Below are 23,752 nucleotides of genomic sequence, written 5' to 3'. Positions count from 1 at the left end.
GAGAATCGAAACAGAGCCCACTGGTTCTGCAGCAGTCTGGCCGCCGGCAACAGGTTTAAGGTTGCCGATCTCAAGCGGTCAGGACGCACGCGTTAGTTCTTCCTCTCCGCAGGCCTTCCGTTGCGGTCGAGCTTCAGCTCTCTCGTGTCCCGGACGCGGTGCAGCGCGCAACGCTGCTGCGCAGAGCCGGGACCCAAAAAGCAACACACCACGATGCCGCGACATGGGCCCCGGCTCTGCAGCGCACCGCTGAAGAAGCGCTGCGCTGCGTCCGGGGCACGAGAGCTGGGCTAGGCTCCTGAAGCTGCCGCGTCTGCTAGACGCGCAGGAGACATCACTGAGGTCGGATGGTTTCACGAAGCTTGTCGTGATACGACAAAGCATCTAGCCGGGATGGCCTCGCCGACATGAGAAGAATCCATAAGACCGTTTGTCTTCCCAACGATGTCGGCCGACTAATCGTCTTCGCGTGGAACCCAAGTTCTCAGCAAGACGAAAATTTGGTCACACTTCGCTAAGTAACGGGCGGTCTCCCTTGATCGGATGCCCCGCTGAATTGCATGCCGCGATGAAGGCTAAGACGTGCGCTTCCGCCCTCCTAAGCCGTCCGTAGCACCGGCGTCGGCGGTTGCGATGGCCTGATCAGTGCGAACGCGACCTGGACGATGCCGCCGGCAAGGCCCAGCGCGACGCCGATGCGCCAGGCCATGGTGTAGGAGCCGAGTGCGTCGTAGATCACCCCTCCGCCGTACGCACCGAGGAAGCTGCCGATCTGGTGGCTCATGAAGGCGAGGCCCTGGATCATCGCCTGCCAGCGCAGGCCGAACATCTCGGCGACCACGCCCGCGACCAGGGGGCCGACGCCCATCCACAAGAAGCCCATGATCGCGCCGAACAGCAGCGTCGAGGCAGGCGTCGCCGGAAGCGTGAAGTACCAGGCGAGCGCGAGCGAGCGCAGGACGTAGATGCCGCCGAGCAGCGCGAGCTTGTTCCAGCGCTGGCCGGCCCAGCCGAAGAACAGCGAGCCCAGCACGTTGAAGCCGCCGATCATGCCGAGCGTCTGCGCGCTCAGCATCGGATCGAGGCCGCAGATCGCGAGATACGACGGCAAATGCGTGGTGAGGAACACGAGCTGCATGCCGCAGACAAGATAGGCGCAGGTCATCACCACAAACGACGCGTTGCCGAACGCTGTCCTCGCCGCGGTCATCGCCGTGGCATTGCCGATATCATCGCCCGCGGGCTTCGGCAGCGGGATCGCGTCGACACGCCCGGCATACCAGGCCGCAGGGATCATCAGCACCGACATCACCACGAAGCCGGCGAGCCCGACGCGCCAGCCGAATCCGTCGTTGAGCATCTGGCCGATCGGCGCCGACAGCAGCGCGCCGAGCGAGCCCGCGCCGGAGACGATGCCGAGCACGGTGGAGCGCACCGTCGCGGGCACCGCGCGCGCCGCCACCGACATCGCGATCGCTGCCGCGGTGCAGGCGAGCGAGGTGCCGATCAGCACGCCAGCGCCGATCATGATGGCGACGAGACCGTTCGCGGTTGCCATCAGCACCAGGCCCGCGATGTACATGAACGAGCCTGCGATCATGATGGGACGGAAGCCGTAGCGCGTGGTCATCGCGCCGGCGAGCGGCTGAAGAAAGCCCCAGGCGAGATTCTGCACGGCCAGCGCCAGCGTGAAGTCGGAGATCGACAGATGAATGTCGTGGGTCAGCGGTTGCATGAAGATGCCGAGGCTCTGCCGCAGCCCCATGCTCAGCGTCAGCATGATCGAGGCGCCGATCAGGATGGGCAATGTCGGGCGCAGGACCTGCAACAGGGGCATTTTCTTCTCCCTCATCGGCGCGGCGCGAGCGCCGTCGTCTGCAATACCAGTTGATTTTGGTTACACAGACCTGTGTACTTAGGCTATGAAAGGTGCACGCTGTCAAGCCGAGAGGACGCTCGCTGTCGCATGGCTCCCCCGCCCGCCCCACAGACGATGAAAGAGCGGATCCTCGAGACCGCCGACAAGCTGTTCTATCTGCAGGGCATCCGCGCCATCGGCGTCGACACCATCGCGGCCGAGATCGGCATCTCCAAGCGCACGCTCTACAACCACTTCCCGTCCAAGGACGCGCTGATCGCTGCGTATCTCAAACGCCGCTTCGTGCAGCCCCGCGCCTCGGACAAGCCCCCGGCCGAGCAGATCCTTGCGACGTTCGATTCGCTGGAGCGCCGCTTCGCCGCAAAAGACTTTCGCGGCTGCCCGTTCGTGAATGCGGTCGCCGAGCTTGGCCCGGCGGACCGCGCCGTGAAGAAGATCGCAATCGCCTTCAAGGAAAGCCGCCGCGTCTGGTTTCGCGACCGGCTGAACGAGCTTCGCGTTGCGAATGCGGATGCGCTGGCGACACAGCTCGTGCTGCTGGTCGACGGCTCGATCGCGCAGGACCTCGTGCGCGACGACCCCGCGATGGCGCGTGCGGCGAAGGAAGCAGCGAAGGTGCTGCTGCGCAATGCGGGGGTGGATGTGGGGGATGCGGTGAAGCAGGTGGTCAAGCGAGGCAAGCGCGCGCCGCACTAACCGCTGTCCACGTATCGAACGGTGTCGTCACCCGCGAAGACCCAGTATTCCAGAGACGGTTGTGATTGAACCGAAACGCCGCGGCGTACTGGATTCCCCGCCTTCGCGGGGAATGACAGCGGAGTTCGTGGACGTTCGGGATGTTAGCAACATGCCCCTGTTTTGCCCGACGAGTCAAATGGCGTTACTGTCTGCATCAGTCGTTTTGCCGCCAACGTAAGCCGTTGATCCGGCTAGCGTCGGCTACTGTGCATGGGGTTGTTTTCGCGTTTTTTCTGCGCCGGCCCTGCCCGAGCGGCCTCACGCCGCCTGCGACACCACGCGGTTGCGGCCGTCGTGCTTGGCGCGATATAGCGCGGTGTCGGCGCGCTTGAGGACGTCGCCAACCGCCTCGCCCTTCTGCTCCAGCGTGGTCAGGCCGATCGAGATCGTGACCTCGATGCGCTTGGTGCCCTTGTGGATCGCGAAGGGCTCGCCTGCGATCGAGCGGCGCAGACGCTCGGCGACCATGCCGGCGACGTGGAGATCGGTCTCCGGCATCACGATAACGAATTCCTCGCCGCCGTAGCGGCAGGCCAGATCAATGCCGCGGATCGACTTGCGCACGCGCACCGCGAACTCGCGCAGCACATCGTCGCCGGCGTCGTGGCCGTAATTGTCGTTGATGGACTTGAAGTAGTCGATGTCCAGGATCATCAGCGCGAGCGGCTTGCCGCGGGTCGCGGCCTGCTCGGCCAGGGTCGCCAGATGGCTCTCCATGTAGCGGCGATTATGCAGGCCGGTGAGCGCGTCGGTGATCGCCATCTCGATCGAGTTCTGCACGTTGTCGCGCAAATGATCGGTATAGCGGCGACGGCGGATCTGGGTGCGGGCGCGCGCCAGCAGCTCGATCTTGTCGATGGGACGCAGCAGATAGTCGTTGACGCCGATCTCGAGGCCGCGGAGCAGCCGCGTCGAGTTCTCGGGGTCCGCGATCGCCAGGATCGGCACGTGGCGCGTGCGCTCCAGCGAGCGCGCCTGGCTGCACAGCCTCAAGCCGTCGAAATTGTTGAGGTCGAGCGAGACGATCAGCAGGTCGTAATTGCCCTCGGCGGCGTGGAACAGCGCTTCCGTCGGGTTCGGCTCGACGTCGATGGTGTGCTCGGCGGCGAGGATCGTCGCCAGCCGCTCATAAGAGGACTGGCGATCGTCGACCAGCAGGATGCGGCCGCCCTTGCCGGTGTCGGCCACCGCGGTGCGCTCGGGCGCCTGCATGCCGATCTCGAGCGAGGTGATGGCGCGCATGCGCAGCTCGTCCGTCATCATCTTCAGCCGCGTCAGCGAGCGCACGCGCGCGATCAGCACGACGTCGGAGACGGGTTTTGTGAGGAAATCGTCGGCACCGGCTTCCAGCCCGCGGTTGCGGTCGGACGGGCTGTCGAGCGCGGTGACCATCACGACGGGAATGTGGTGCGTGGCCGGATCGGTCTTGAGGCGGCGGCAGACCTCGAAACCGTCGATGTCCGGCATCATGACGTCGAGCAGGATGATGTCGCATTCGGCGCGGGCGCAGATTGCCAGCGCCTCGGTGCCGTTCGCGGCGGTCATCACGTCGAAATATTCGGCGGACAGGCGGGCTTCGAGCAGCTTGACGTTGGCAGGGACGTCATCGACGACCAGGATACGCGCGGACACTGTGAACTCACTTCCTATCCGATGAAACGCCGGACCGTCTCAATGAATTTGCCGACCGAGATCGGCTTGGACAAATAGGCCTCGCAGCCGCCCTCGCGGATGCGCTCTTCGTCGCCCTTCATCGCGAACGCGGTGACGGCGACGACGGGAATGCTGCGTAGCTCCGGATCGTCCTTGATCCAGCGCGTCACCTCCAGGCCCGAGACCTGCGGCAGTTGGATATCCATCAGCACGAGGTCGGGCCGCATCTTGCGAACGAGGTCGAGCGCCTCGTAGCCGTTGCTGGTGCCCGAGGTCTGGTAGCCGTGTGCTTCCAACAGGTCGCGGAAGAGCTTCATGTTGAGCTCGTTGTCTTCCACGATCAGGACGGTCTTAGCCATCCCGCCCTCCTGATTGGTCCGCAGACCGATGCATGTGACGCCTCAGGCGCCGCTCGCCGGCGCTTCGAAAACTGGATTCAAACTAGCCTCGAATTCGCTTGAGTTTCGTTAAACCCGAGGGCCGACTTTCTGCGATGTGGTTTCCAGTTGCTTGTCCGGGGTCGCAAGACTTAGGCACGAGACTCGGGCATGATGACTCCAAAGTAGACACCGAAAGTTAACGGAAAGGCAAACCGGCCACGTGAAAAAGCCTGTTCACAACCCCCGCGAAGTCGCTGAAATCGTTGCGCTTCAGGCGCTGTCATTCGTTGCGGGCGATCCTGAGCGGTTGGGCCTGTTTCTGGCCGAGACAGGGGTCGGCCCGGAGATGCTGCGCAATGCCGCCTCGGACCCCCATTTCCTCCTCAGCGTACTCGATTTCGTGATGCGCGATGACGCCACCGTGAAGGCCTTTGCCAGCTCTGCGGAACTGCATCCGACCAACGTTGCCGCAGCGCGGCAGGTCCTTGGCGACGCGCTTGGCGACCCCACTTGGGAGCGCGACGTGCCGTGATTGCCCTGGAGGCGGCCGGGCCCCGCTGCTTCTGCCGGGATTGTCTGGCCGATCTGGCTACGGGCGTGCGGCGCTGTTCCGCCTGCGGTTCCCCCCGCCTCGTCCGCCACCGCGCGCTCGCGAGCCTGACCTTCGCCCATATCGATTGTGACGCCTTCTATGCGACCGTCGAGAAGCGCGACAATCCTGATATCGCCGACAAGCCCGTCATCATCGGCGGGGGAAAACGCGGCGTGGTGTCGGCCGCCTGCTACATCGCGCGCACCTATGGCGTGCGCTCGGCGATGCCGATGTTCAAGGCACTCGAGGCCTGCCCGCACGCGACCGTGATTCCGCCCGACATGGCAAAGTACGTCCGGGTCGGACGCGAGGTTCGCCAGGCCATGCAGGCGCTGACGCCGCTGGTCGAGCCGCTCTCGATCGACGAGGCCTTCCTCGATCTCTCCGGCACCGAGCGGGTGCATGGCATGATCCCGGCCAAGGTGCTGGCGCGGTTCGCGCGCAACATCGAGCGCAACATCGGCATCAGCGTCTCGGTAGGCCTCTCCTGCAACAAGTTCCTGGCCAAGATCGCCTCCGACCTCGACAAGCCGCGCGGGTTTGCCGCGCTCGACCAGGAGGAAGCCCGTTTGATGCTGGCTTCGAGGCCGGTCGGCTTCATCTTCGGCGTCGGACCGGCGACCCAGGAGCGTCTGGTGCAACGCGGCTTCCGCATTATCGCCGACCTGCAGAAGGCCGACGAGATCGAGATGATGCGGCAGTTTCCGAGCGACGGCCGCAGGCTGTGGCGGCTCGCGCGCGGCATCGACGACCGCCGCGTCGAGCCCGATCGGGGCGCCAAGACGATTTCGAGCGAGACGACGTTCGAGACCGACATCCGCGACTTCGCGACGCTGGAGAAGATTTTGTGGCGGCTCTGCGAGAGGACGTCGTCTCGCCTCAAGAGCAGCGAGCTGGCCGGCTCCACCGTCACGTTGAAATTGAAGACCGCCGATTTCCGCCAGCGCACGCGCTCGCAATCGATCGCGGCGCCGACGCAGCTCGCCGCAAAGATCTTCTCGATCTGTCGCGAGATGCTGGCGAAAGAGATCGACGGCACAGCCTTCCGCCTGATGGGCGCCGGCGTCAGCGCGCTGCGCGAGGGTTCAGTCGCCGACGACACCGACATGCTCGACCGCCGTGCCGCCCACGCCGAGCGCGCGGTGGACAGCTTGCGCAAGAAGTTCGGCAGCGCCGCCGTCATTCGCGGCATTGCCTATGAGGGGCCGGAGAAGGCGGAGGAGTGAGGGCCTGCTGACGTCAGTCGTGTTCGAAGATCCGGGCGCCCGGATAGACCCGCCGGGCGTATTGAACGACCAACTGCCGGTCCTGAGTCGCCAGGAACGGAGTTCGGATCTGACTGGACCCGATGATGAGGTGCCACAGGCCGTTGAGCTTTCGAACGATGACGTTCATGGAGCTTCCTCGCACTGATCCGAGTGGGCTCAGAATATTAGAATCGCCCGCCGTCGCTCAATTGTACGGGCGTTAGAGCAGCGCATGACAAAGAATAGAGGGGATATACAAATGTATGTTGGCGAGGCCCCTGTCAAATTCCAGCGCTGATGGGTTTCGCAAGGGCTAGACCCATCCTGGCGCGCTGAGAGGCTGACAATCGTGACAGGCGAACGCGATCTGAACACGCTGTTGAGGGACATCAAGCCGGAGATGCGGCCCAGCACCTTCGTCTTTTGCACGACCCCACCCAACGAGCCCATTCCCGCAGCAGTCAACCCGCTGCTGACGTTCCGCGAGCAGGAAGGAACCACGCTCGTGATCCGGCGCGAAGAGGCCGAAACGGCAGGGCTACGCCACGAGTTCGCCTCGCGCCTGATCACCCTGAAGGTTCATTCCTCACTCGACGCGGTGGGATTCCTGGCAGCGATCACCACTCGCTTGGCCGAAGCCGGCATCAGCGTGAATGCCGTTTCGGCCTTCTACCACGATCACCTCTTTGTGCCCGCTGACAGGGCCGACGAAGCGATGGCGATTCTGCAAGAGATACCCGGCGCAACGCGCGCGTAGCGCGCGCTCAATCCGCGACCGCGACCGCCTCGATCTCGATCATCCATTCCGGCGCGGCCAGCGCCGAGACGCCGACGAGGGTCGAGGCCGGCGGCTCCATGCCTTCGAAGAAAGCCGAGCGGGCCTTGCCGATGACCGGGCGCAGCTCCGGCTTGTAGTTCACGACGAAGGTGGTGATCTTCACGATGTTGGCGTAGCTCGCGCCGGCCGCCTTCAGCGCGTGCCCGAGATTCTGCATCACCTGCGTGGTCTGCGCGGCGAGATCGCCCTCGCCGACGATCCGTCCCTCCTCATCCACCGACACCTGGCCGGAGATGTAGATGGTGCGCGCACCCGTGGCGGTGACGACGTGCGAATAGGCGGGATTGTGATGCAGGCCGCTGGGGCGGAGATGATCGAGCTTGGGCATGGTTGGCCTCCCGGATGTTTGTGGTTGGGAGGGAGGGTAGCCAGAGACCGTGTTACAGGCCAGCCCTCAATTGCAGGGCTTGCTGTCCTTCGCGTCGAACTTGCCCATCGCGCCCGAAATCACAAAATCGTTGTAATCGAGCACGAGCTGGCGCGAGACGCCGTTCTCGTAGAGCTCGAACGCCATCGCGTAGACCGGCGTCTGCTCGCCTTCCTTCTGCTGGGCTTCGCGGTCGAAATAGCTGACGGTGACGGGCCAGCGCTTGAGCGACTTCATGTGCTCGTCTGACGTTGAAGGATCGGGCGAGCCGGCGCGGTCGGCGGGGATCGGCTGGCCGATCACGGTCAGCGTGTTGTAGACCTTCTGGCCGTCGTCGGAGCCGTCATAGACGGAGAGCTCGAGCAGCGACTTGCCGTCCTTGGCGGCGGCGATGATGCGCTGGATCTGCTCGGTCGGAAACACGATCTTGCCGTCGAGCGTAAAGCTCATCGGCGCCGGCAACTTCAGCTTGACGTTGATGTGGTCGCCGTCGCGCTCCGCCGAGCCATCGACGCGGCCGGCATCCGCCTCATTCATCCGGGTCTCGATCTTGAAGCGGTAGCTTTTGCCGCCAGCGTCCTCCCAGGAATTGGAGCGGAGGTCGCTGAGCGTGACCTTGCCCTCGCCGCTGTCGAGCTCGGAGACCTGGCGGAATTCGGAGGTGTAGCCCTCGCACGAACTTCCGGTGAAATTATAGAGGATGCGGCCGCGCGCGCTGTTGACCGAATTGGAACGCGATTTCACCAGGCTCAAATCATAGAGCGCCTGATGGGCGAGGAATGGACCGTTGGCGGCCTGCGCGACGCCTCCGGGGCCGAAAGCGGCCGCCGCGAGCGCCGTCACACCGAGCGAAGTCCGGAAAAGGTGCAGCATGTCTGTTCCCTGGGGAAAGCGCAGATTCGACATTTTAATGACCGTTCCATTACGTCGCAACTGAGGCCGTTTCACGTAAAGTTGCGGCCCTCGCTTTGAACCTCCTGCCCTGCCTCAACAAAATGCAGCCGCAGCAGTCCCCTTGGGGTTGCTTGCATGTGGCGGCACGATGGGCGAAACAGGGCGCGCCCGGCCTGCCATTGATGCGCCCGGGCGGATGGATTTTTGAACAACGAGGTCGAACATGGCGGGCACGGTCGAGCAGAAGCTGGCGGAACAGGGCATCAAGCTGCACGAGGGCCCCACCCCCGTGGCCAATTACGTGCCGTTCGTGCGCACCGGTAATTTGCTGTTCGTCTCCGGCCAGGTCTGCTTCGATCCCGCCGGCAAGCTGATCGCCAAGGGCAAGCTCGGCGCCGGCGTGACCATCGAAGAAGGCGCAGCGGCCGCCCGCGGCTGCGCGGTCAACCTGCTGGCCCAGGTCAAGGCGGCGCTCGGCGACCTCGACAAGGTCGTGCGCGTGGTGCGCCTCGGCGGCTTCATCAACTCGGCGCCGGACTTCCTGGACGGGCCGAAGGTCCTCAACGGCGCCTCCGACCTGATGGTCGCCGCCTTCGGTGACAAGGGCCGCCATGCCCGCACCACCGTCGGCGTCGCCTCGCTGCCCGCGGATGCGGCGGTCGAGGTCGAAGGCGTGTTCGAGGTCGCCTGAGGCGAATGCGTGCTCCTGATTGGCTGACAGCCCGCCCGGTCGCCCATCGCGGCCTGCATGACATTTCGCGCGGCATCGTCGAGAACATGCCGGGCGCGGTGCAGGCGGCGATCGCGGGCAATTTTTCGATCGAGGTGGACATCCAGCTCTCCGCCGACGGCGAGGCCATGGTGCATCACGACCATGCGTTGGGCCGCCTTACCGAAGCTACCGGCCAGCTTGTCGAGAAAACTGCCGCCGAGCTGAAGGCCGTCACGTTCAAGGACACGGCCGAGCGGATGATGTCGCTCAGCGACCTCTGCAGCATGGTCGCCGGCCGCGTGCCGCTGGTGATCGAGGTCAAGAGCCATTTTGACGGCGACCGCAAGCTGGTGAAGCGGATGGCCGAGGTGCTGGCATCCTATGACGGCCCGGCCGTCGGCATGTCGTTCGATCCCGATCAGGTGCTGGCGCTGCGCGAGTTGTTGCCCTCCCGCCCGCGCGGCATCGTCGCGCAGCGGAGCTATGAGGACGAATACTGGGCCTACCTGACCGAGGCACAGCGCGACGGCATGCTGTACCTGCGCCACGGCTTCCAGACCCAGCCGCATTTCGTCGCCTTCAAGGTCGACCACCTCCCGGCCCCGGCGCCCTGGATCGCCCGCAATGTGTTCGGCTGCGCCCTGCTCGGCTGGACCGTGCGCACGACCGAGCAGCGGACGCGGGTCGGCCAATATGCGGACCAGATGATCTTTGAGGGGTTCGTGCCGTAGGCTTGATGTTCCCGCCCTCTTGAAGTCGCTGCTGCAATGCACGATCTTGGGCTCGATGGCACCATCCGAAATCACCCTCGAAGCCGTACCTTCCATTGGCGAAGTATCGCCGGACGACTGGGACGCCTGCGCCAATCCCGGCAAGATTTGTAACAGGCATGGCAAGGGAACCTCATCCGGGCTTCCAGGCGATTCCCTCGGCCTCTCAAAGCCTGCCTATAACCCCTTCGTCTCCCACGCATTTCTATCCGCGATTGAGAAATCGGGTTCGGCAACAATCCGCACCGGCTGGGGGGCGCGGCATCTCGTGGCCAAAGCCGATGGCCGCGTCACCGGCGTGGTGCCCTGCTATCTGAAATCGCACTCGCAAGGCGAATACGTCTTCGACCGCGGCTGGGCCGATGCCTATGAGCGCGCCGGCGGGCGCTACTATCCGAAGCTGCAGGTTTCGGTTCCCTTCACGCCGGCGACGGGGCCGCGGCTCCTGATCCGCGACGGCGTCGACCGCGAGCGGATCGCAGAGACGCTGGCGAGCGGGCTGGTGGCGTTGTGCGGCGTCAGCAAGGCTTCCTCGGTGCACGTCACCTTCGCGCGCGTGGCGGAGTGGAAGCTGCTCGCCGAGCACGGCTTCCTCCAGCGCACCGACCAGCAGTTCCACTGGCACAACGAGGGTTTTGCGAGTTTCGACGATTTTCTGGCGACGCTGAACTCACGCCACCGCAAATCGATCAAGCGCGAGCGGCGCGACGCGCTGGCCGCCGGGGTCACCATCCACTGGCTCACCGGCAAAGACATCACCGAGGATGCCTGGGACGCCTTCTTTCAATTCTACATGGAGACCGGCTCGCGCAAATGGGGCCGGCCTTATCTGACGCGGGAATTCTTCTCGTTGATCGGCGAGACCATGAGCCAGGACGTGCTGCTGGTCATGGCCCGCCGCAACGGTCGCTGGATCGCAGGCGCGATCAACTTCATCGGCTCGGATACGCTGTTCGGCCGCAACTGGGGTGCGGTCGAGCATCATCCCTTCCTGCATTTCGAGGTCTGCTATTATCAGGCGATCGACTTCGCAATCAAACACGGCCTGGGGAATGTCGAGGCCGGCGCGCAGGGCGAGCACAAGATCGCACGCGGCTACCTGCCGCGGACCACCCACTCCGCTCACTTCATCGCCGATCCAGGCTTGCGCCGCGCCATCGACGATTACCTCAAGCGCGAACGCGCCTATGTTGCGGAAGCCGGACGCGAACTGGCCGAACTCGGCCCATTCCGAAAAGGCGCCGACGAGGCGCCTTGACGGTTCGCTGCGGCTGGTGACAGTAAGCGCAAAATTCTAGGGAGCCGCCGCCATGACCGCCTACGACACCAACAACATCTTTGCAAAAATCCTGCGCGGCGAATTCTCCTGCCACAAGGTTTACGAGGATGAGCACGTCCTCGCCTTCCTCGACATCATGCCCCGGGTACCAGGCCATACGCTTGTGATTCCAAAAGCCCCTGCCCGCAACATCCTCGATATCAAGCCTGATGACTTCGCCCATGTCGCCCGCGGCGCGCACAAGATCGCCGCCGCAGCGATGACCGCATTCAAGGCCGACGGCATCACCGTGCAGCAGTTCAACGAGGCGGCCGGCGGACAGGTGGTGTTTCATCTCCACATGCACGTGATGCCACGCCACGACGGCGTCGCGATGCTGCCGCCCGCCAGCCGCAAGGAAGACGTCAAGGTGCTGGAAGAGAACGCGACCAAGCTCATTGCGGCGCTGAAGGCGGTTTGATCGTCACCATCCGTCATTCCGTCTGAAAATCCCCCGGCTGCGGCGCGGCCAGCGGGGTGAACTCGCAACGATCTGGCTTGATGTCGATCAGCGGCGTGTTGTCGATACAGTCGAGGCCGCGAACGAGGATGGCATTGCCCTCGATGCCGACGAGCTTCACGATCGACGTGCCGATCGGATTGGGGCGCACCGGCGAGCGCAGCGAAAACGTGCCGCGGGTCTTCTCGTTGTTCTTCGGGCTTTGCAGGACGATGTCGCGGCGCGACTTGTCGAGCCAGTAGAGCACTTCGAGATTGCTGTAGAAATCGACGCCCTTGATCGCCGGCACGAACGGCTCGAAGATCTCGAGGCGGCATATCGGACCGTCTGTCCGGCCCTGCCGCGGGGTCTCCATCCGCGAGGTCCAGGGCGTGCGGATGCGGCCGATGAAGACGAGGCCGGCATCCTGCGTCGACGGCAGCTCGATGGAGACCTCGCCCTCGCGGAGCTCGTTTTCGCGAACCATATTTCCAGTTCCCTGCTGTTCGCTGGTGGTTTTAGCCCAACCACCACTTGCCGGCCAGCATGAAGACTTCGCCCGCGACCACGCCCGCGAAGATCGAGCGACGGGTCAGCAGGAAGACGACGAAGCCGGCGCCGACCGCACCGTAGCGTAAGGTATCCGGTACGCTCGCAAGCGCTCCGGGCGGCTCGACCACGATCTGGGCGATGACGCCGGCCAGGATCGCGGTGGCGACCGCCCGTACCCAGACCAGCAGCTCGGAGCCCTCGTCGATGCCGCCGCCGAACCACAGGCCCAGCATGCGCCATATCTGGTTGGGAACAACGCCGGCGACGAACAGCACGGCGAGCGCGTGCCAGTCGCCAATGAGCTGCGCAAAGCTCATGCGCGCACCTCCCGCCACCAATGCACGCCATAGGCGATCGTGCCCGCTACGAGGCCGCTGACGAGGATGTCGAGGCCGGAGTTCATCTTCGCGGCCAGCGGATACAGCAATATGCCCAGCGCGAGTGCGACGACATCGGCGACCTCGCGGCTGTTGCGCGCGGTCGAGAACAGGAACGACAGCGGCGTCAGCAGGAGGATCGCCGCGCCAAGCGTCTGCGTCAGATTGGCGGCGAGGAAATAGCCGACGGTGTTGGCGGCGAGGCACACCGAGACCAGGCCGCAGCCGAGCCCGTGGACGAAGGCGATGCGCCGCTCGCGGGGCACCTGCGGCAGGAAGCGGTGGCATTCGACCCACAGCGTCACGGCGGTGAGATGCGCGGCAAAGATCATCTCGCGCCGTTTTGTCGTCGGCGTACGCATCAGCGGCAGCACCGAGACCACCATCGGAAACAGGCGGATCGCACTGACGGTGACCGCGATCGCAGACTGGATGATTGTCGCACCCGAGCCGAGCGTGGTGATCAGGATGATTTGCGCTGGACCTGCCCAGACGAACAGCGTGGAGCAGAGCGCCCAGAGCAGGCTGAAATGGGTATCGTGGGCGAGCGCGCCGATGCCGAGATAGGTCATGAACAGCACGACGGTGAGGATCGTCTGCGTGATCGAGCGCAGCCCCCACGCAAAGGCGCGCCAGGAGCTTTGCCATTGAGGTGAATCGAGCGGAGGAAGCGGCACGCGCGTTTTGGCCGGGTGAGGAATCGTGCCTGCATAACGGGCAATACGGTGGCTGGCGTCAAGGAAGCGCGCGGCGGGGCTGGCATGCACGCGTGGCTGTCATTCCGGGGCGCACGCCCTACCCGCTCACACCGCGGTTCTTCAGCACGAAGCACGCCCCGCCAGCCTTGCGGATGCGACCGCAGAGTTCATCCGCCTCGTTTCGCGTATCCGCACCGATACGCACCTGGTAGAAGGCGCGCGTGCCGCGGCTACGCATCACTGAGCTGAGCAGGCTCGGATCACGTTCGCCGATCACGGCGCTCAGCCGTGTGACCGCGCGGGAATACATTGCCAACGCCCGGTTGCGGTCGAAGCCGGCGGCGAGTTGCACGCCCCAGATCTTTGCAGCCGCGAGCTCCACATGCTGCTCGAGCTCGGCGACGAAGGCATTCGGCGCGCGCTTCAAAAGCGCCATCAGATCGCGGCAACTCGTCGGCGGCGAGCTTGGTGGCCCCTTGCCGGTCGCACCTGCCTTGGCCCAGGTGTCGACGCTCGTGCCGGTGATGGCGAAAACGTAATTGCGTGTCTGCTCCGGCATGCCGCCGGTGCCGGCGAGCCATTCCTGCACCCGGCGCGGCCCGGCATTGTAGGCGGCGGCAGCCAGGCCGAGATTACCGAACTGGTTGCGCAGCTCGTTCAGAAATTCCGCCGACTTCGGCAGCGCCTGCACCGGGTTGAAGGGATTGAGCAGCCCGCGCTCGCTCGCGGTGCCCGGCATGAACTGCGCGATCCCTTGCGCGTGTTCGCCGCTGCGCGTCATTGGCCCCACCGCATCAGCCTGGAAGCGGCTCTCCTGCCAGATCACGCGGGCGAAGAACTCCAGCGGCAAATTGGCATCGCGCGCCGCGGCCTCGATGATCAGGCAGATCGATTCCCGCGTGTCGCTCTCGCGCGCATCGCCGGACTTCGCCGGCGGCGTCGCGAGCTCCTCGACGCTGGGGACGGCGACATCGGTCTTTGCAGGCGAGCTGTCCCACGCCGCAGCCTGTGTCGCCGAGACGAGTAGCGCGGTGATGATGCACGACGCAATGTGCCCCCATCTCGTGCAGGCACGGCGGTGGCGCACGCGGGCGCGACATGCGACAAGGTGATCTGCCATGTTGTGGCATCGTGCCATGGTTCGATGAGTTGCCAATATATGCTGCCTGACCTGCTTCTCCCAATGCGTTACCCCGCCAAACGGATCCGCTCGATCCTTGCCCTCGCCGCACTCATCCTGAGCGTCGCGCCAGCCGCCGCGCAGGTAACGTCTCAAGTCACGTCTCAAGTCACGTCTCAAGTCACTTGGCGGATGACCACGGAATACCCCGAGAATAACATCTCCGGGATTGGACTGACGACTTTCGCCAGGCGCGTCTCCGACCGTACCCACGGTTTCGTGACCGTGACGAACGCCTTCGACAACCAGCTCAAGATCAACTCGGGCGAGATGCCGCGTGCGGCGCTGGACGGCAGGATCGCGGGCGGCGATGCCTTCGCGGGCGCGCTCTCGGGCCTCGACCCTGTGCTCGGATTGTCCACCCTGCCCTTCCTGGTGCAATCGGTGGATCTCGCCCGCGCCAGCAATTTGCGGGCGCGCCCGCTCTATGAGAAGGCGCTCGCGGCGCGTGGCCTCAAGCTGCTTTATCTGACGATCTGGCCGGCCACGGGCCTCTGGTCGGAACGGTCGCTCGACGATGCCGACGACCTGCCGAAACTGAACTTGCGGGCCTACGATGCCAATTCCACCGAGGTCATGCGCGCGGCCGGCGCGAACGCGCAATTCCTGCCGATGGACGCGGCGCTCGCCGGACTGAGGGAGCACCGGCTGAATGCCTTCCTCACCTCCGGCGACGGCGGCGCGGGGCGCAAACTGTGGGACTTCCTGCCGTATTTCACGGCCATCAACTACGCGATGCCAATCTCGATCGCCTTCGTCCGCAGCGACGCCTTTGCCGAACTGTCCGAGCCGATGCAGCGCGAGGTGCTGGCCGCGGCGGCCGAGACCGAGCAAAGCCAGCTCGCGCTATTGACCCACCGCACCATCGAGAACTATGCGCGCATGCGCGACAACGGCGTCCGTATCGTCGAGCCGGCGCCCGCGTTCCTTGTCACGGAGCTGCGGAAGGCAGCGACCGATGCGATCGCCGCCTGGGAAACCCGGGCAGGCGCGGAGGCGACCGCAATCGTCGAATGGGCGAGACAGCAATGAGGGAGCGGTAGCGACATCTGCGATGAAACGCTCCGCTGGTGTCGCTGCTGACCGCCCTAGTTTTTGACCGGAACCGGGATTTCGCCCCGGATGGCGCGGTCGAGGGCATCGATCAGCGCTTGGATCTCGATGAACTTGTTGCGCGCTCGCTCGGCCGTGTCGCGCACAAAGGGAGCGGCCAACACTTTCGCATGCGCGTCCCTGTCCTCGATCATGCGATCACGGGCCTTCTTCAGAGTTTCAAGTCGCTCGCTCATCCGGCCTCTCCTGAAAAATTGTCTCGATCCTAGCCCGGAATCGCCGATCAACGAGAACGCGGCGAACGAGCAACCCTCAACATCCGCGGCAGATGTTCTTCAGCTTCGCTGCGGTTCTGGCCTCTTCCGCAACGAACGGGTCCTTGTAAGCGCCACGGGACCCATCGTTCTCCGCAGCAGCGGGCTTTTTTTCCTTCGGAGGAAACGCAGCATCGTAGCAGGCGAGACGTCCGCTCGTGCTTTCGATCGCGCGGCAGTCCGGTCCTGCCGCGACAGCGCCTGGTGACAGTGTGCCAAGCATCAATGCGACAAGAGGCGCTCTCCGGCGGATCCAGGCGACCAGACGAAATCCAGCCATACATGCTCCTGCTCGGTCGGCGGGAGCACAGGTGACCCTCAGTCACCGGTTGATGCCAATGGAAGGGCGGTGATGGCGCGACCCTACGCTTCCCTCCCGCGAATAGCGAGCTTTAAGGGATACGCATATCGAGAAGGCGGATTTCGGCGTGACAATTGTTGCGCGTTGCCTTGGTCCGCGGGCTCGTTTAGGTCAAGCAATAGACGGCGGTATCGACACAGGCGCGGCAACATGGTGACAATCTATTTCGATCTCGACGGCACGCTGACCAACCCGAAACCCGGGATCACACGCTCGATCCAGTACGCCCTGGAGCGGCTGAACGTCGCGGTGCCGAGCGAGGACGAGCTGACCTGGTGCATCGGGCCGCCGCTGCATGCCAGCCTGCAAAAGCTCACCGGCAGCGCGGAACTCGCCGACCGGGCGCTGCTGCTCTATCGCGAGCGCTTCAGCGATGTCGGCCTGTTCGAGAACGAAGCCTATGCCGGCATCATGGACACCCTGACAATGCTTGCAGCGACAACACCGCGCATGTTCGTGGCGACCAGCAAGCCCGCGGTCTATGCCACCCGCATCGTCGAACATTTTGGACTAAAACCGTATTTCGAGCGCGTGTTCGGCTCCGAGCTCGACGGCACCCGCGTCGACAAGGGCGACCTGCTGCGCTACGCGCTCGACGAAGCCAAGGTCGATCCCGCCAGCGCGATCATGATCGGCGACCGCAGCCATGACGTGGTCGGCGCCCGCGCCAACGGCATGACCGCGATCGGCGTGCTCTATGGCTATGGCAGCGAGGCCGAGCTGCGGGACGCCGGCGCGCATCACATCTGCGCCGCGCATCCCGAGCTGCTCGGCCATTGCGTGATCTCGCCTATCAAGCGCTGACGGTCTCCACCGCCGCCAGCATGCCGGTCTTGGCGTGACAGTTCAGATATTCGAAGAACTGCTCGTCGGCAGCCGCCACGGTGACCTCGTGATAGAGCCGCAGTTTTGCTGACGGACCGAGCGTCGACAGATACTTCATCGCGGCGCCGAATATCTTGACGTGGGTCGGATGCGACTCCGCCCACCGCTCCAGCGCAGCCAGGCTCTTCCACCAGCTTTGACCGTAGGACTTTTCACTCGCGCCCCCGTCGGCTGCAAGCACGCGCATGTAACGGTTGGCGTAGCAGCCGATGCCGAGGCCGTCATCGCGCAAGAAATCCATGCCCTCGCGCAGCACCGGTTCGACGTCGTCGAGATAGAGCTTTCGCTCGGACGATTCGGTATCGCTCCAATCCTGTCCTGATCGGATCAGGCAGAGATTGTCGTGCGCCTGCACGCGCAGCCGTGCGCCGTCGCGGATCAACTCGGGATTGCCGCCCGGCGACATCGGATCGGTCTGCGACAACGGAATGCGGTCGCGCATGCCGCCCCAATAGGCGTGCTCCTGCACCTCGCCGCTCATGCCCTGCGCAATCACCGCAACGCCCTCGGGCCGGCCGAGCGAGGAGAACAGCGTCTCGTGCCGCGCCACCGTGGGGCGCAGCACCTCGATGAAAGTGCCGATGCCCACGGGCTGCTTTCCGGTCCAGGCCTCGCGCGCCGGTCCGAACCAGGCGTCGAAGCGCGCGATGTCGTCCCAATAGGCCACCGAGACGACGTTCTCGTAGCCGGCCTGATCAACATATTGTGCGCGGTCCCAATGCGAGGGTCCGCCTTCCCCTGTAAACCGCACCGCGATTTCGGTGAGCGCGTCCGTCGCAACCGCCGGCGCCGTGCCGCGATATTGAACGCCGAAATAGGCCATCACCACCCGGTTCACGGCAGGCTTATAGCGCGCCACGAAGGACGGATATGGCGGCTGGTAATCGTCCGGCACGCGCTTGTGGCGCGTGCGCGGGGTCTCGAGATGCAGAGGAATTGCGGATTCCATGATCGTGCCTCCCCTCGATCCCGGCGATCAGCTCGCCGCCGCGGCAATGTCCGTGGGCTCGACGGTATCGACCGGCAGCGCAAACTGCTCGACGCGCTGGTATCGCTTCTTGTTGAGCAGAAGCCGCGTCACGTCGGGCCGCGAATAATGCCCGGCGGGATCAGCGGCGTTCTTGGCGACGCCGATGGCGCCGAGGTCAATCTCGGCGATCAACAGCCCTTCCTGGTCCGGCGCCAGCTTGTCGCCGATCTGGCTGCCATCGGGGCCGTAGATCGCAGCGAACCCACCGCCGGCATGCAGCAGCGCGTGCTTGTCCGGCCGATCACAGAGTTCGTCGATCATCGCCTGCGAGACCGTCGCGCAAGGCGCCAGCACGAAGCACGAGCCCTCTACCGCATAGACGCGCGACGCGGCGTTGTTGACCTCGGCGCCGAGCGCCGGCGCGAAGGGATCGTAGAGCGAAAAGCTCGGCCACGCCGCGACATGCACCTGCTCGTTCTGGGCGTACATCGCGTATTTCGACAGCGGCTGGAGATGCTCCCAGCAGCACAGCGCGCCGATGCGGCCGATGTCGGCCCGCGCGTGCACGGCGAGATCGCTGCCGTCGCCCTCGCCATAGACCGTGCGCTCGGCATGGGTCGGCCGCAGCTTGCGGCGCTTTGCGATGGTCTCGCCGTCCGGTCCGATCAGCCATTGTGCCAGATAAAGACTGCCACCGTCGCGCTCTGACAGGCCGACCACGGCGGTGAGTCCTGCCTTGCGTACGGCGTCGCGCAGCCGCTCGGCCTGCGGACTGTCATAGGACAGCGAATTGTCGAAATAGCGCTGCACGAAGCCGCGACCGATCGCCCAGGCCGGCGAATCCATCCAGATGTGCCAGGGGTAGCCGGGGATGAAGGCCTCCGGAAAGGCGATCAGCTTGGTGCCCTTCTCGGCGGCGTCCCTGATCAGGGCGATCGACTTGTCGATCGAGGCGTCGAGATCGAGCCAGGCGGGCGCCGCCTGGACCACCGCGACCTTGTATTTCGGATGTTCGATGCCCATTGCCGCCTCCCTTGCCGGTTGATCGGAAGCCGCGTCCGATGCAGTCTATTTGGCCAAGCCGGGCGGCGGGCGCTCGACCGCGGCGGAACAAAAACTCGACCGGACGGGATCGCGGCCCGGTACGGGATTTGCCTCCGGTCAGGCTGGACCTGCGCCAACATGCGATTTTACGGGATGTGAAAGGGAGGCTCTGCAGATGCCAATCCAGTTCACCACGGACGACAGCCCCGGCTACCGGCGGCTTGCCCTCTGGCAGGACATCGTCTGCGACGTCTTCGTCGGGCTCGACTGCAAGTCCGACCTCGGCAGCGCCTTTCACGGCTCGGTCACACAGGCCGCGCTCGGCAAGGCGGTGTGCTCCGAGGTCTGCTCTGACCGCCAGCACGTCTTCCGCACACCCTCCCGCATCTCGCGCTCAGACCAGGACTTTGTCCTGATCGCACTCGGCAATCGCGGCGCCGGCGGCGTCGTGCAGGACGGCCGCGAGACCGTGATCCATCCCGGCGAGTTCGCACTCTATGACACCACGCGTCCTTATGAGCTGAAGTTCAACGACACCTTCACGCAGACGATCTTCAAGGTGCCGCGCGACATGGTAAGACGCCGGCTCGGCGGCACCGAGGCGCTGACCGCGATGTCATTCGGCGCCGACGTCCCGCTTGAGCGGCTCGCCTACGATTTCATCTTCAAGCTCTGCCAGAGCGCGGACCGGCTTGCGCCGAACAACGCCGCCGCACTGTCGGAACAGGCCGTCGATCTCCTGACATTGGCGCTCAGCGAACGGCTCGGCACGACATCGCTGCCGTCCTCGACCCATCGCTCCGCCCTGCTCTACCGGCTGAAGGCACATATCCGGGTTCATCTTGCCGATCCCGACCTCTCGCTGTCCGAGACCGCAGCGGCGCTCGGCATCTCGTCCCGCTACGTCAACGATCTCCTCGCCGACGAGAATACCTCGTTCCAGCGCTACGTCCTCGGTGAGCGTCTCGCTCAATGCAGGCGCGACCTCGCCTCCCCCGTGCTCGCCCACCGCCACATCAGCGAGATCGCCTTCGCCTGGGGCTTCAACGACCTCTCGCATTTCGGCCGCGTCTTCCGCGAGCATTTCGGGATGTCGCCGCGCGATTTCCGGCAGAGCCAGTCGCGGCATTGACATGCGGGCAGCCATTAGCCCGAGCCTTCGCTTCAGGCGAAGGCAATGCTTGTGAATTCCAGATTGTCAGGTGCTGCCGCCGGGCTCAGGCTGGCGCACATGAGGACCCACGGCGCGACAAGCGGTTCGGAAGTCTTGCTGGGCGTGATCGCGATCCGGCTGGCGGTGCTGGTCGCGGTGGGCTGGGGCCTGACGCTCCTGCCGCGACAGGCGCGCGAGAGCGAGGCCGCCTGCCTTCCCTCTGCTGCAACGAGGGGCGCGGCTCGGCTGCCGGCGACGACGGCCGGCCCGCGCGTGACTGACGCAGCATTCGATGACATGCGTCTGCACGACTAGGCCGCTCCCAAGCAAGGCCGCTATGTGAGCGCGTGGTAGGACGCGGCGCACGCTTGCACTACCATCGGGCAACAGAACCGCAGGGATCAATCTGCGGCCAGCCGAGGAGCATATCGATGGAATACCGACGCTTGGGCCGCTCGGGCCTCATGGTGCCCGCCTTGAGTCTTGGGACCGGGACCTTCGGCGGCGTTGGCCGCCTTGCTGCGTGGGGCACGACTGACGCGACCGAAGCGCGGCGCCTTCTGGATATCTGCCTCGATGCCGGCGTGTCGATGTTCGACACTGCCGACGTCTATTCGCTCGGCGAGTCCGAGCGCGTTCTCGGCGAGGCCATCAAGGGCCGCCGCGACAAGGTTTTGATCTCGACCAAGGCAACGTTCCGCTTCGGCGACGGCCCCAACGATATTGGATCGTCACGGCAGCATCTGCTCGCAGCTATCGATGCTTCGCTGAGCCGGCTCGGCACCGATTACATCGACCTGTTCCAGCTCCACGGCTTCGACGCCTTCACTCCGCCTGAGGAGGTGCTGGCGACCCTCGATGGGCTCGTGCGCGCCGGCAAGATCCGCTACGTCGGCGTCTCGAACTTTTCCGGCTGGCACCTGATGAAATCGCTCAGCGTTGCCGACAAGCACGGCTTTCCGCGCTATGTCGCCAACCAGACCTACTATTCACTGATCGGGCGCGACTACGAGTGGGAGCTGATGCCACTCGGCCTCGACCAGGGGCTCGGCGCCGTGGTCTGGTCGCCGCTGGGATGGGGGCGCCTCACCGGAAAGATCCGCCGCGGCCAGCCGAAGCCCGAATTGAGCCGCCTGCCCAAGACCGCCGACTTCGGCCCGCCCGTGCCGGACGAGCACGTCTATCGTGTCGTCGAGGCCATCGATGAGGTCGCGAAGGAGACGGGCAAGAGCGTCTCGCAGATTGCGCTGAACTGGCTGCTGCAGCGTCCGACGGTCTCGACGCTGATCGTTGGCGCGCGCAACGAGACGCAGCTGCGCGAAAATCTCGGCGCGGTCGGCTGGTCATTGACCAAGGACCAGATCGCAAAGCTCGACGCGGCGAGCAAGGTGACGCTGCCGTATCCCTACTGGCACCAGCGCGCAACCTTCACCGACCGCAATCCGCCGCCGGTGTAGAGACCGGCCGCTCGGCCTCCGGCTTGAGCTGCATCAAGCCCGCGCCGGCAGTGGCATCGTGCGCCCCCGCGAGGCAGCCCGATGCGCCGATTTGCCATGAAGGCCCTGTTCACCGCTCTCAATCTCAACCGCGCCGAGCGGAGCAGGATCGATTGGGACCGCACCGTCCGGATCGTCTCGATGGCGGTGACGGCTGGGCTCGTTGCGCTCTATGTGTTCGGGAAGCCGACCTTGCGCTGGTGAGCCCGCGAAGGCCGCCCTGTCCCACGCCCCCGGCGCCGGGAGACCCGCTTCGCAAGTGCAGGAACCGTCCGTATCCTGCCGGGTTGCGATGCATCTCGCAATTTTCTAATCCGGAGACGAACCACGGCTCGAATCAAGCGCGCTTCCACCATGTCGCCTGCCCCAATCGAGCATGCCGACGGCCTGCCGCAGCCGCTGCGCAACCAGGCGATCCTGACCATTGCGCTCGGCATCATCATGGCGGTGGTCGACAGCGCCATCGCCAACGTTGCGCTGCCGACGATTGCGGCCGATCTCGACGCGAGCCCGGCCTTCTCGATCTGGATCGTCAACGGCTACCAGCTCGCGATCACGATCTCGCTGCTGCCGCTGGCTTCGCTCGGCGAGATCGTCGGCTATCGCCGCGTCTATCTGGTCGGGCTCGTGCTGTTCACGCTCGCGTCGGCCTTCTGCGCGCTGGCGCATACCCTGCCGCTGCTGACGATCGCCCGCATCATCCAGGGCTTTGGCGCGGCCGGCATCATGAGCGTCAACTCGGCGCTGGTGCGCTTCACCTACCCGCGCAGCCAACTCGGCCGCGGCATCGGGCTCAACGCGCTCGTCGTCGCCTTCTCGGCCGCGATCGGCCCGACGCTCGCCGCCGGCATCCTCGCGGTCGGAAGCTGGCCCTTTCTGTTCGCCATCAACGTGCCGCTCGGCGCGCTGACGCTTCTGCTCGGCGTGCGCAGCCTGCCGCACACCAAGCCCGCCAGCCATTCCTTCGACTGGCAGAGCGCAGGGCTGTCCGCGATCACCTTCGGCGTCGGCATCGCGGCCGTCGACAGCGTCGGTCATGGCGAGGCCGCGGTCACCTGCCTCGTGCAATTCGCCATCGCTCTCGTCGCCGGCGCGCTGTTGATCTATCGCGAAACCCACATGACCTCGCCGCTTTTGCCGGTCGACCTGTTGCGCATCCCGGTGTTCGCGCTGTCGATTGCGACCTCGATCGCCTCGTTCTGCGGGCAGATGCTGGCCTTCGTCGCGATCCCCTTCTATCTCCAGAGCCGCTTCGGCTATTCGGCGGTGCATATGGGCCTCTTGATCACGCCATGGCCGATCGCGGTGGCGTTCGCAGCGCCTCTCGCCGGCCGCCTGGTCGAGCATTATCCGGCCGGCCTGCTCGGCGGCATCGGGCTCACGCTGTTCGCCTGCGGCCTCGCCGCGCTCGCCTTGCTGCCGGCGGCCCCGACGCCGCTCGACGTGATCTGGCGGATGGCGCTGGCCGGTGCCGGCTTCGGCCTGTTCCAGACCCCCAACAACCGCACCATGATCGCCGCCGCCCCGCGCCAGCGCGCCGGCGGCGCCAGCGGCTTGCTGGGCACGGCACGGCTGCTCGGCCAGACCACGGGCGCGGCGCTGGTGGCGCTGTTCCTCGGCCGCTATCCGATGGAAGGGACCAGGATCGCGCTCCTGACCGGCGTCGGCTTCGCGCTTTGCGGGGCGGCGCTGAGCATGTTGCGGCTGTCGCCCGCGGGCGCGCGCGGCGCCGAGCATGTCCGCGTGCAGGACGATCAGCGTCTGCGCGGCGAATAGCGCGCTTTCGATGCAATCCGTAGTTTTACCATGCCACGCAAGAAGTATTGCCGTCGCGCTCTGGTT

General features: G+C 65.1%; 28 protein-coding genes. 15 read left to right on the top strand and 13 right to left on the bottom strand.

What is annotated here, in order from left to right:
- Nucleotides 1–598: 598 nt before the first annotated feature.
- Entirely contained in the window at nucleotides 599–1,837 is a 1,239-nt protein-coding gene (locus tag QCM77_RS06530) for an MFS transporter (protein ID WP_279682479.1), read from the bottom strand.
- A 129-nt stretch (nucleotides 1,838–1,966) separates the two neighbouring features.
- Here QCM77_RS06530 and QCM77_RS06525 point away from each other — a divergent pair, with 129 nt between their 5' ends.
- Nucleotides 1,967–2,575 carry a TetR/AcrR family transcriptional regulator gene (locus QCM77_RS06525; protein WP_279682477.1) on the top strand — a complete coding sequence of 203 codons (609 nt, stop codon included), beginning with the start codon at nucleotides 1,967–1,969 and terminating at the stop codon, nucleotides 2,573–2,575.
- A gap of 300 nt (nucleotides 2,576–2,875) precedes the next feature.
- Here the strand turns inward: QCM77_RS06525 and QCM77_RS06520 are convergent, their stop codons facing one another.
- A complete protein-coding gene (locus tag QCM77_RS06520) occupies nucleotides 2,876–4,249 on the bottom strand; it encodes a PleD family two-component system response regulator (protein ID WP_279662366.1) in 1,374 nt (457 codons plus the stop codon).
- A 14-nt stretch (nucleotides 4,250–4,263) separates the two neighbouring features.
- Complete coding sequence (locus tag QCM77_RS06515) at nucleotides 4,264–4,629, bottom strand: response regulator (protein WP_008130064.1); 366 nt, start codon at nucleotides 4,627–4,629, stop codon at nucleotides 4,264–4,266.
- A gap of 241 nt (nucleotides 4,630–4,870) precedes the next feature.
- Between QCM77_RS06515 and QCM77_RS06510 the strand changes: the two genes are divergently transcribed.
- Both QCM77_RS06510 and QCM77_RS06505 read left to right on the top strand, forming a co-directional pair.
- Complete coding sequence (locus tag QCM77_RS06510; protein ID WP_279662365.1) at nucleotides 4,871–5,182, top strand: DUF3572 domain-containing protein; 312 nt, start codon at nucleotides 4,871–4,873, stop codon at nucleotides 5,180–5,182.
- Nucleotides 5,179–6,468, top strand: coding sequence for a DNA polymerase IV (locus tag QCM77_RS06505; protein ID WP_279682476.1), 1,290 nt, complete (start codon nucleotides 5,179–5,181; stop codon nucleotides 6,466–6,468). Before QCM77_RS06510 ends, QCM77_RS06505 begins: the two co-directional genes overlap by 4 nt.
- Before the next feature lie 13 nt (nucleotides 6,469–6,481).
- On the opposite strand, the gene QCM77_RS06500 is transcribed toward QCM77_RS06505, so the two are convergent.
- Nucleotides 6,482–6,637, bottom strand: coding sequence for a hypothetical protein (locus tag QCM77_RS06500; protein ID WP_279662363.1), 156 nt, complete (start codon nucleotides 6,635–6,637; stop codon nucleotides 6,482–6,484).
- Nucleotides 6,638–6,838: 201 nt separating this feature from the next.
- Here QCM77_RS06500 and QCM77_RS06495 point away from each other — a divergent pair, with 201 nt between their 5' ends.
- Nucleotides 6,839–7,246, top strand: a complete 408-nt coding sequence (locus tag QCM77_RS06495; RefSeq protein ID WP_279682474.1) for an ACT domain-containing protein — start codon at nucleotides 6,839–6,841, stop codon at nucleotides 7,244–7,246.
- A 7-nt stretch (nucleotides 7,247–7,253) separates the two neighbouring features.
- Here QCM77_RS06495 and QCM77_RS06490 read toward each other — a convergent pair whose 3' ends face one another.
- The gene (locus QCM77_RS06490) at nucleotides 7,254–7,655 is read right to left on the bottom strand and encodes a RidA family protein (RefSeq protein WP_279662361.1); all 402 of its coding nucleotides are present in this window, start codon (nucleotides 7,653–7,655) and stop codon (nucleotides 7,254–7,256) included.
- Nucleotides 7,656–7,721: 66 nt separating this feature from the next.
- Complete coding sequence (locus QCM77_RS06485) at nucleotides 7,722–8,567, bottom strand: cell envelope integrity EipB family protein (RefSeq protein ID WP_279662360.1); 846 nt, start codon at nucleotides 8,565–8,567, stop codon at nucleotides 7,722–7,724.
- A 244-nt stretch (nucleotides 8,568–8,811) separates the two neighbouring features.
- Between QCM77_RS06485 and QCM77_RS06480 the strand changes: the two genes are divergently transcribed.
- The 4 genes from QCM77_RS06480 to QCM77_RS06465 are packed head-to-tail and all read left to right on the top strand — an operon-like array spanning nucleotide 8,812 to nucleotide 11,809.
- Nucleotides 8,812–9,279: a RidA family protein gene (locus QCM77_RS06480; RefSeq protein WP_279682472.1), complete on the top strand. Its 468-nt coding sequence runs from the start codon at nucleotides 8,812–8,814 to the stop codon at nucleotides 9,277–9,279.
- A gap of 5 nt (nucleotides 9,280–9,284) precedes the next feature.
- Complete coding sequence (locus QCM77_RS06475; RefSeq protein WP_279682470.1) at nucleotides 9,285–10,031, top strand: glycerophosphodiester phosphodiesterase; 747 nt, start codon at nucleotides 9,285–9,287, stop codon at nucleotides 10,029–10,031.
- A gap of 55 nt (nucleotides 10,032–10,086) precedes the next feature.
- Nucleotides 10,087–11,328, top strand: a complete 1,242-nt coding sequence (locus QCM77_RS06470; RefSeq protein ID WP_279662358.1) for a GNAT family N-acetyltransferase — start codon at nucleotides 10,087–10,089, stop codon at nucleotides 11,326–11,328.
- 52 nt (nucleotides 11,329–11,380) lie between these two features.
- Nucleotides 11,381–11,809: an HIT family protein gene (locus QCM77_RS06465; RefSeq protein WP_279682468.1), complete on the top strand. Its 429-nt coding sequence runs from the start codon at nucleotides 11,381–11,383 to the stop codon at nucleotides 11,807–11,809.
- Between the two features lie 13 nt (nucleotides 11,810–11,822).
- Here QCM77_RS06465 and tsaA read toward each other — a convergent pair whose 3' ends face one another.
- The 4 genes from tsaA to QCM77_RS06445 form a co-directional block, all read right to left on the bottom strand.
- Nucleotides 11,823–12,314, bottom strand: coding sequence for a tRNA (N6-threonylcarbamoyladenosine(37)-N6)-methyltransferase TrmO (gene tsaA, locus QCM77_RS06460; protein WP_279682467.1), 492 nt, complete (start codon nucleotides 12,312–12,314; stop codon nucleotides 11,823–11,825).
- 31 nt (nucleotides 12,315–12,345) lie between these two features.
- Complete coding sequence (locus QCM77_RS06455) at nucleotides 12,346–12,696, bottom strand: branched-chain amino acid transport AzlD family protein (protein WP_279662355.1); 351 nt, start codon at nucleotides 12,694–12,696, stop codon at nucleotides 12,346–12,348.
- On the bottom strand, nucleotides 12,693–13,433 hold the full coding sequence (locus tag QCM77_RS06450; RefSeq protein ID WP_279682577.1) for an AzlC family ABC transporter permease: 741 nt from the start codon (nucleotides 13,431–13,433) through the stop codon (nucleotides 12,693–12,695). The genes QCM77_RS06455 and QCM77_RS06450 overlap by 4 nt, the downstream gene beginning before the upstream one ends.
- Before the next feature lie 118 nt (nucleotides 13,434–13,551).
- The gene (locus QCM77_RS06445; protein ID WP_462804298.1) at nucleotides 13,552–14,592 is read right to left on the bottom strand and encodes a transglycosylase SLT domain-containing protein; all 1,041 of its coding nucleotides are present in this window, start codon (nucleotides 14,590–14,592) and stop codon (nucleotides 13,552–13,554) included.
- A 21-nt stretch (nucleotides 14,593–14,613) separates the two neighbouring features.
- On the opposite strand from QCM77_RS06445, the gene QCM77_RS06440 reads away from it, so the two are divergent.
- Entirely contained in the window at nucleotides 14,614–15,666 is a 1,053-nt protein-coding gene (locus QCM77_RS06440) for a TRAP transporter substrate-binding protein (RefSeq protein WP_279682465.1), read from the top strand.
- Nucleotides 15,667–15,722: 56 nt separating this feature from the next.
- On the opposite strand, the gene QCM77_RS06435 is transcribed toward QCM77_RS06440, so the two are convergent.
- Nucleotides 15,723–15,923 (bottom strand): hypothetical protein, encoded by a 201-nt coding sequence (locus QCM77_RS06435; RefSeq protein ID WP_106944186.1) that lies wholly within the window; start codon nucleotides 15,921–15,923, stop codon nucleotides 15,723–15,725.
- Between the two features lie 589 nt (nucleotides 15,924–16,512).
- Between QCM77_RS06435 and QCM77_RS06430 the strand changes: the two genes are divergently transcribed.
- Complete coding sequence (locus tag QCM77_RS06430; RefSeq protein ID WP_279682463.1) at nucleotides 16,513–17,166, top strand: HAD family hydrolase; 654 nt, start codon at nucleotides 16,513–16,515, stop codon at nucleotides 17,164–17,166.
- Here the strand turns inward: QCM77_RS06430 and QCM77_RS06425 are convergent.
- On the bottom strand, nucleotides 17,156–18,196 hold the full coding sequence (locus QCM77_RS06425; RefSeq protein ID WP_279682461.1) for a phenylacetaldoxime dehydratase family protein: 1,041 nt from the start codon (nucleotides 18,194–18,196) through the stop codon (nucleotides 17,156–17,158). The genes QCM77_RS06430 and QCM77_RS06425 overlap by 11 nt on opposite strands.
- A 27-nt stretch (nucleotides 18,197–18,223) precedes the next feature.
- Nucleotides 18,224–19,240 (bottom strand): carbon-nitrogen hydrolase family protein, encoded by a 1,017-nt coding sequence (locus tag QCM77_RS06420; protein WP_279682460.1) that lies wholly within the window; start codon nucleotides 19,238–19,240, stop codon nucleotides 18,224–18,226.
- Between the two features lie 196 nt (nucleotides 19,241–19,436).
- Between QCM77_RS06420 and QCM77_RS06415 the strand changes: the two genes are divergently transcribed.
- The 5 genes from QCM77_RS06415 to QCM77_RS06395 all read left to right on the top strand — a co-directional run bounded on the left by QCM77_RS06415 (nucleotide 19,437) and on the right by QCM77_RS06395 (nucleotide 23,686).
- The gene (locus QCM77_RS06415) at nucleotides 19,437–20,393 is read left to right on the top strand and encodes an AraC-like ligand-binding domain-containing protein (protein WP_279682458.1); all 957 of its coding nucleotides are present in this window, start codon (nucleotides 19,437–19,439) and stop codon (nucleotides 20,391–20,393) included.
- 45 nt (nucleotides 20,394–20,438) lie between these two features.
- The gene (locus tag QCM77_RS06410) at nucleotides 20,439–20,729 is read left to right on the top strand and encodes a hypothetical protein (protein ID WP_279682456.1); all 291 of its coding nucleotides are present in this window, start codon (nucleotides 20,439–20,441) and stop codon (nucleotides 20,727–20,729) included.
- Nucleotides 20,730–20,845: 116 nt separating this feature from the next.
- Nucleotides 20,846–21,871, top strand: coding sequence for an aldo/keto reductase (locus QCM77_RS06405; protein WP_279662345.1), 1,026 nt, complete (start codon nucleotides 20,846–20,848; stop codon nucleotides 21,869–21,871).
- Between the two features lie 81 nt (nucleotides 21,872–21,952).
- Nucleotides 21,953–22,114 carry a hypothetical protein gene (locus tag QCM77_RS06400; protein WP_279662344.1) on the top strand — a complete coding sequence of 54 codons (162 nt, stop codon included), beginning with the start codon at nucleotides 21,953–21,955 and terminating at the stop codon, nucleotides 22,112–22,114.
- 150 nt (nucleotides 22,115–22,264) lie between these two features.
- Entirely contained in the window at nucleotides 22,265–23,686 is a 1,422-nt protein-coding gene (locus QCM77_RS06395; RefSeq protein ID WP_279662343.1) for an MFS transporter, read from the top strand.
- Nucleotides 23,687–23,752 lie beyond the last annotated feature (66 nt).

This window comes from Bradyrhizobium nivariense, from assembly GCF_029846695.2.
Lineage (GTDB): Bacteria > Pseudomonadota > Alphaproteobacteria > Rhizobiales > Xanthobacteraceae > Bradyrhizobium.
Note: the sequence above shows the minus strand (reverse complement) of the source record. Positions and strands in the feature narration are given on the sequence as shown.

Bases quoted from the DNA above. Each gene is read 5' to 3' on its own strand.
- QCM77_RS06530 (WP_279682479.1), bottom strand. From the start codon at position 1,837: ATGCCCCTGTTGCAGGTCCTGCGCCCGACATTGCCCATCCTGATCGGC.
- QCM77_RS06525 (WP_279682477.1), top strand. From the start codon at position 1,967: ATGGCTCCCCCGCCCGCCCCACAGACGATGAAAGAGCGGATCCTCGAG.
- QCM77_RS06515 (WP_008130064.1), bottom strand. From the start codon at position 4,629: ATGGCTAAGACCGTCCTGATCGTGGAAGACAACGAGCTCAACATGAAG.
- QCM77_RS06500 (WP_279662363.1), bottom strand. From the start codon at position 6,637: ATGAACGTCATCGTTCGAAAGCTCAACGGCCTGTGGCACCTCATCATC.
- QCM77_RS06490 (WP_279662361.1), bottom strand. From the start codon at position 7,655: ATGCCCAAGCTCGATCATCTCCGCCCCAGCGGCCTGCATCACAATCCC.
- QCM77_RS06485 (WP_279662360.1), bottom strand. From the start codon at position 8,567: ATGCTGCACCTTTTCCGGACTTCGCTCGGTGTGACGGCGCTCGCGGCG.
- QCM77_RS06480 (WP_279682472.1), top strand. From the start codon at position 8,812: ATGGCGGGCACGGTCGAGCAGAAGCTGGCGGAACAGGGCATCAAGCTG.
- QCM77_RS06475 (WP_279682470.1), top strand. From the start codon at position 9,285: ATGCGTGCTCCTGATTGGCTGACAGCCCGCCCGGTCGCCCATCGCGGC.
- QCM77_RS06470 (WP_279662358.1), top strand. From the start codon at position 10,087: ATGGCACCATCCGAAATCACCCTCGAAGCCGTACCTTCCATTGGCGAA.
- QCM77_RS06465 (WP_279682468.1), top strand. From the start codon at position 11,381: ATGACCGCCTACGACACCAACAACATCTTTGCAAAAATCCTGCGCGGC.
- tsaA (WP_279682467.1), bottom strand. From the start codon at position 12,314: ATGGTTCGCGAAAACGAGCTCCGCGAGGGCGAGGTCTCCATCGAGCTG.
- QCM77_RS06455 (WP_279662355.1), bottom strand. From the start codon at position 12,696: ATGAGCTTTGCGCAGCTCATTGGCGACTGGCACGCGCTCGCCGTGCTG.
- QCM77_RS06445 (WP_462804298.1), bottom strand. From the start codon at position 14,592: ATGGCACGATGCCACAACATGGCAGATCACCTTGTCGCATGTCGCGCC.
- QCM77_RS06440 (WP_279682465.1), top strand. From the start codon at position 14,614: ATGCTGCCTGACCTGCTTCTCCCAATGCGTTACCCCGCCAAACGGATC.
- QCM77_RS06435 (WP_106944186.1), bottom strand. From the start codon at position 15,923: ATGAGCGAGCGACTTGAAACTCTGAAGAAGGCCCGTGATCGCATGATC.
- QCM77_RS06430 (WP_279682463.1), top strand. From the start codon at position 16,513: ATGGTGACAATCTATTTCGATCTCGACGGCACGCTGACCAACCCGAAA.
- QCM77_RS06425 (WP_279682461.1), bottom strand. From the start codon at position 18,196: ATGGAATCCGCAATTCCTCTGCATCTCGAGACCCCGCGCACGCGCCAC.
- QCM77_RS06420 (WP_279682460.1), bottom strand. From the start codon at position 19,240: ATGGGCATCGAACATCCGAAATACAAGGTCGCGGTGGTCCAGGCGGCG.
- QCM77_RS06415 (WP_279682458.1), top strand. From the start codon at position 19,437: ATGCCAATCCAGTTCACCACGGACGACAGCCCCGGCTACCGGCGGCTT.
- QCM77_RS06410 (WP_279682456.1), top strand. From the start codon at position 20,439: ATGCTTGTGAATTCCAGATTGTCAGGTGCTGCCGCCGGGCTCAGGCTG.
- QCM77_RS06405 (WP_279662345.1), top strand. From the start codon at position 20,846: ATGGAATACCGACGCTTGGGCCGCTCGGGCCTCATGGTGCCCGCCTTG.
- QCM77_RS06400 (WP_279662344.1), top strand. From the start codon at position 21,953: ATGCGCCGATTTGCCATGAAGGCCCTGTTCACCGCTCTCAATCTCAAC.
- QCM77_RS06395 (WP_279662343.1), top strand. From the start codon at position 22,265: ATGTCGCCTGCCCCAATCGAGCATGCCGACGGCCTGCCGCAGCCGCTG.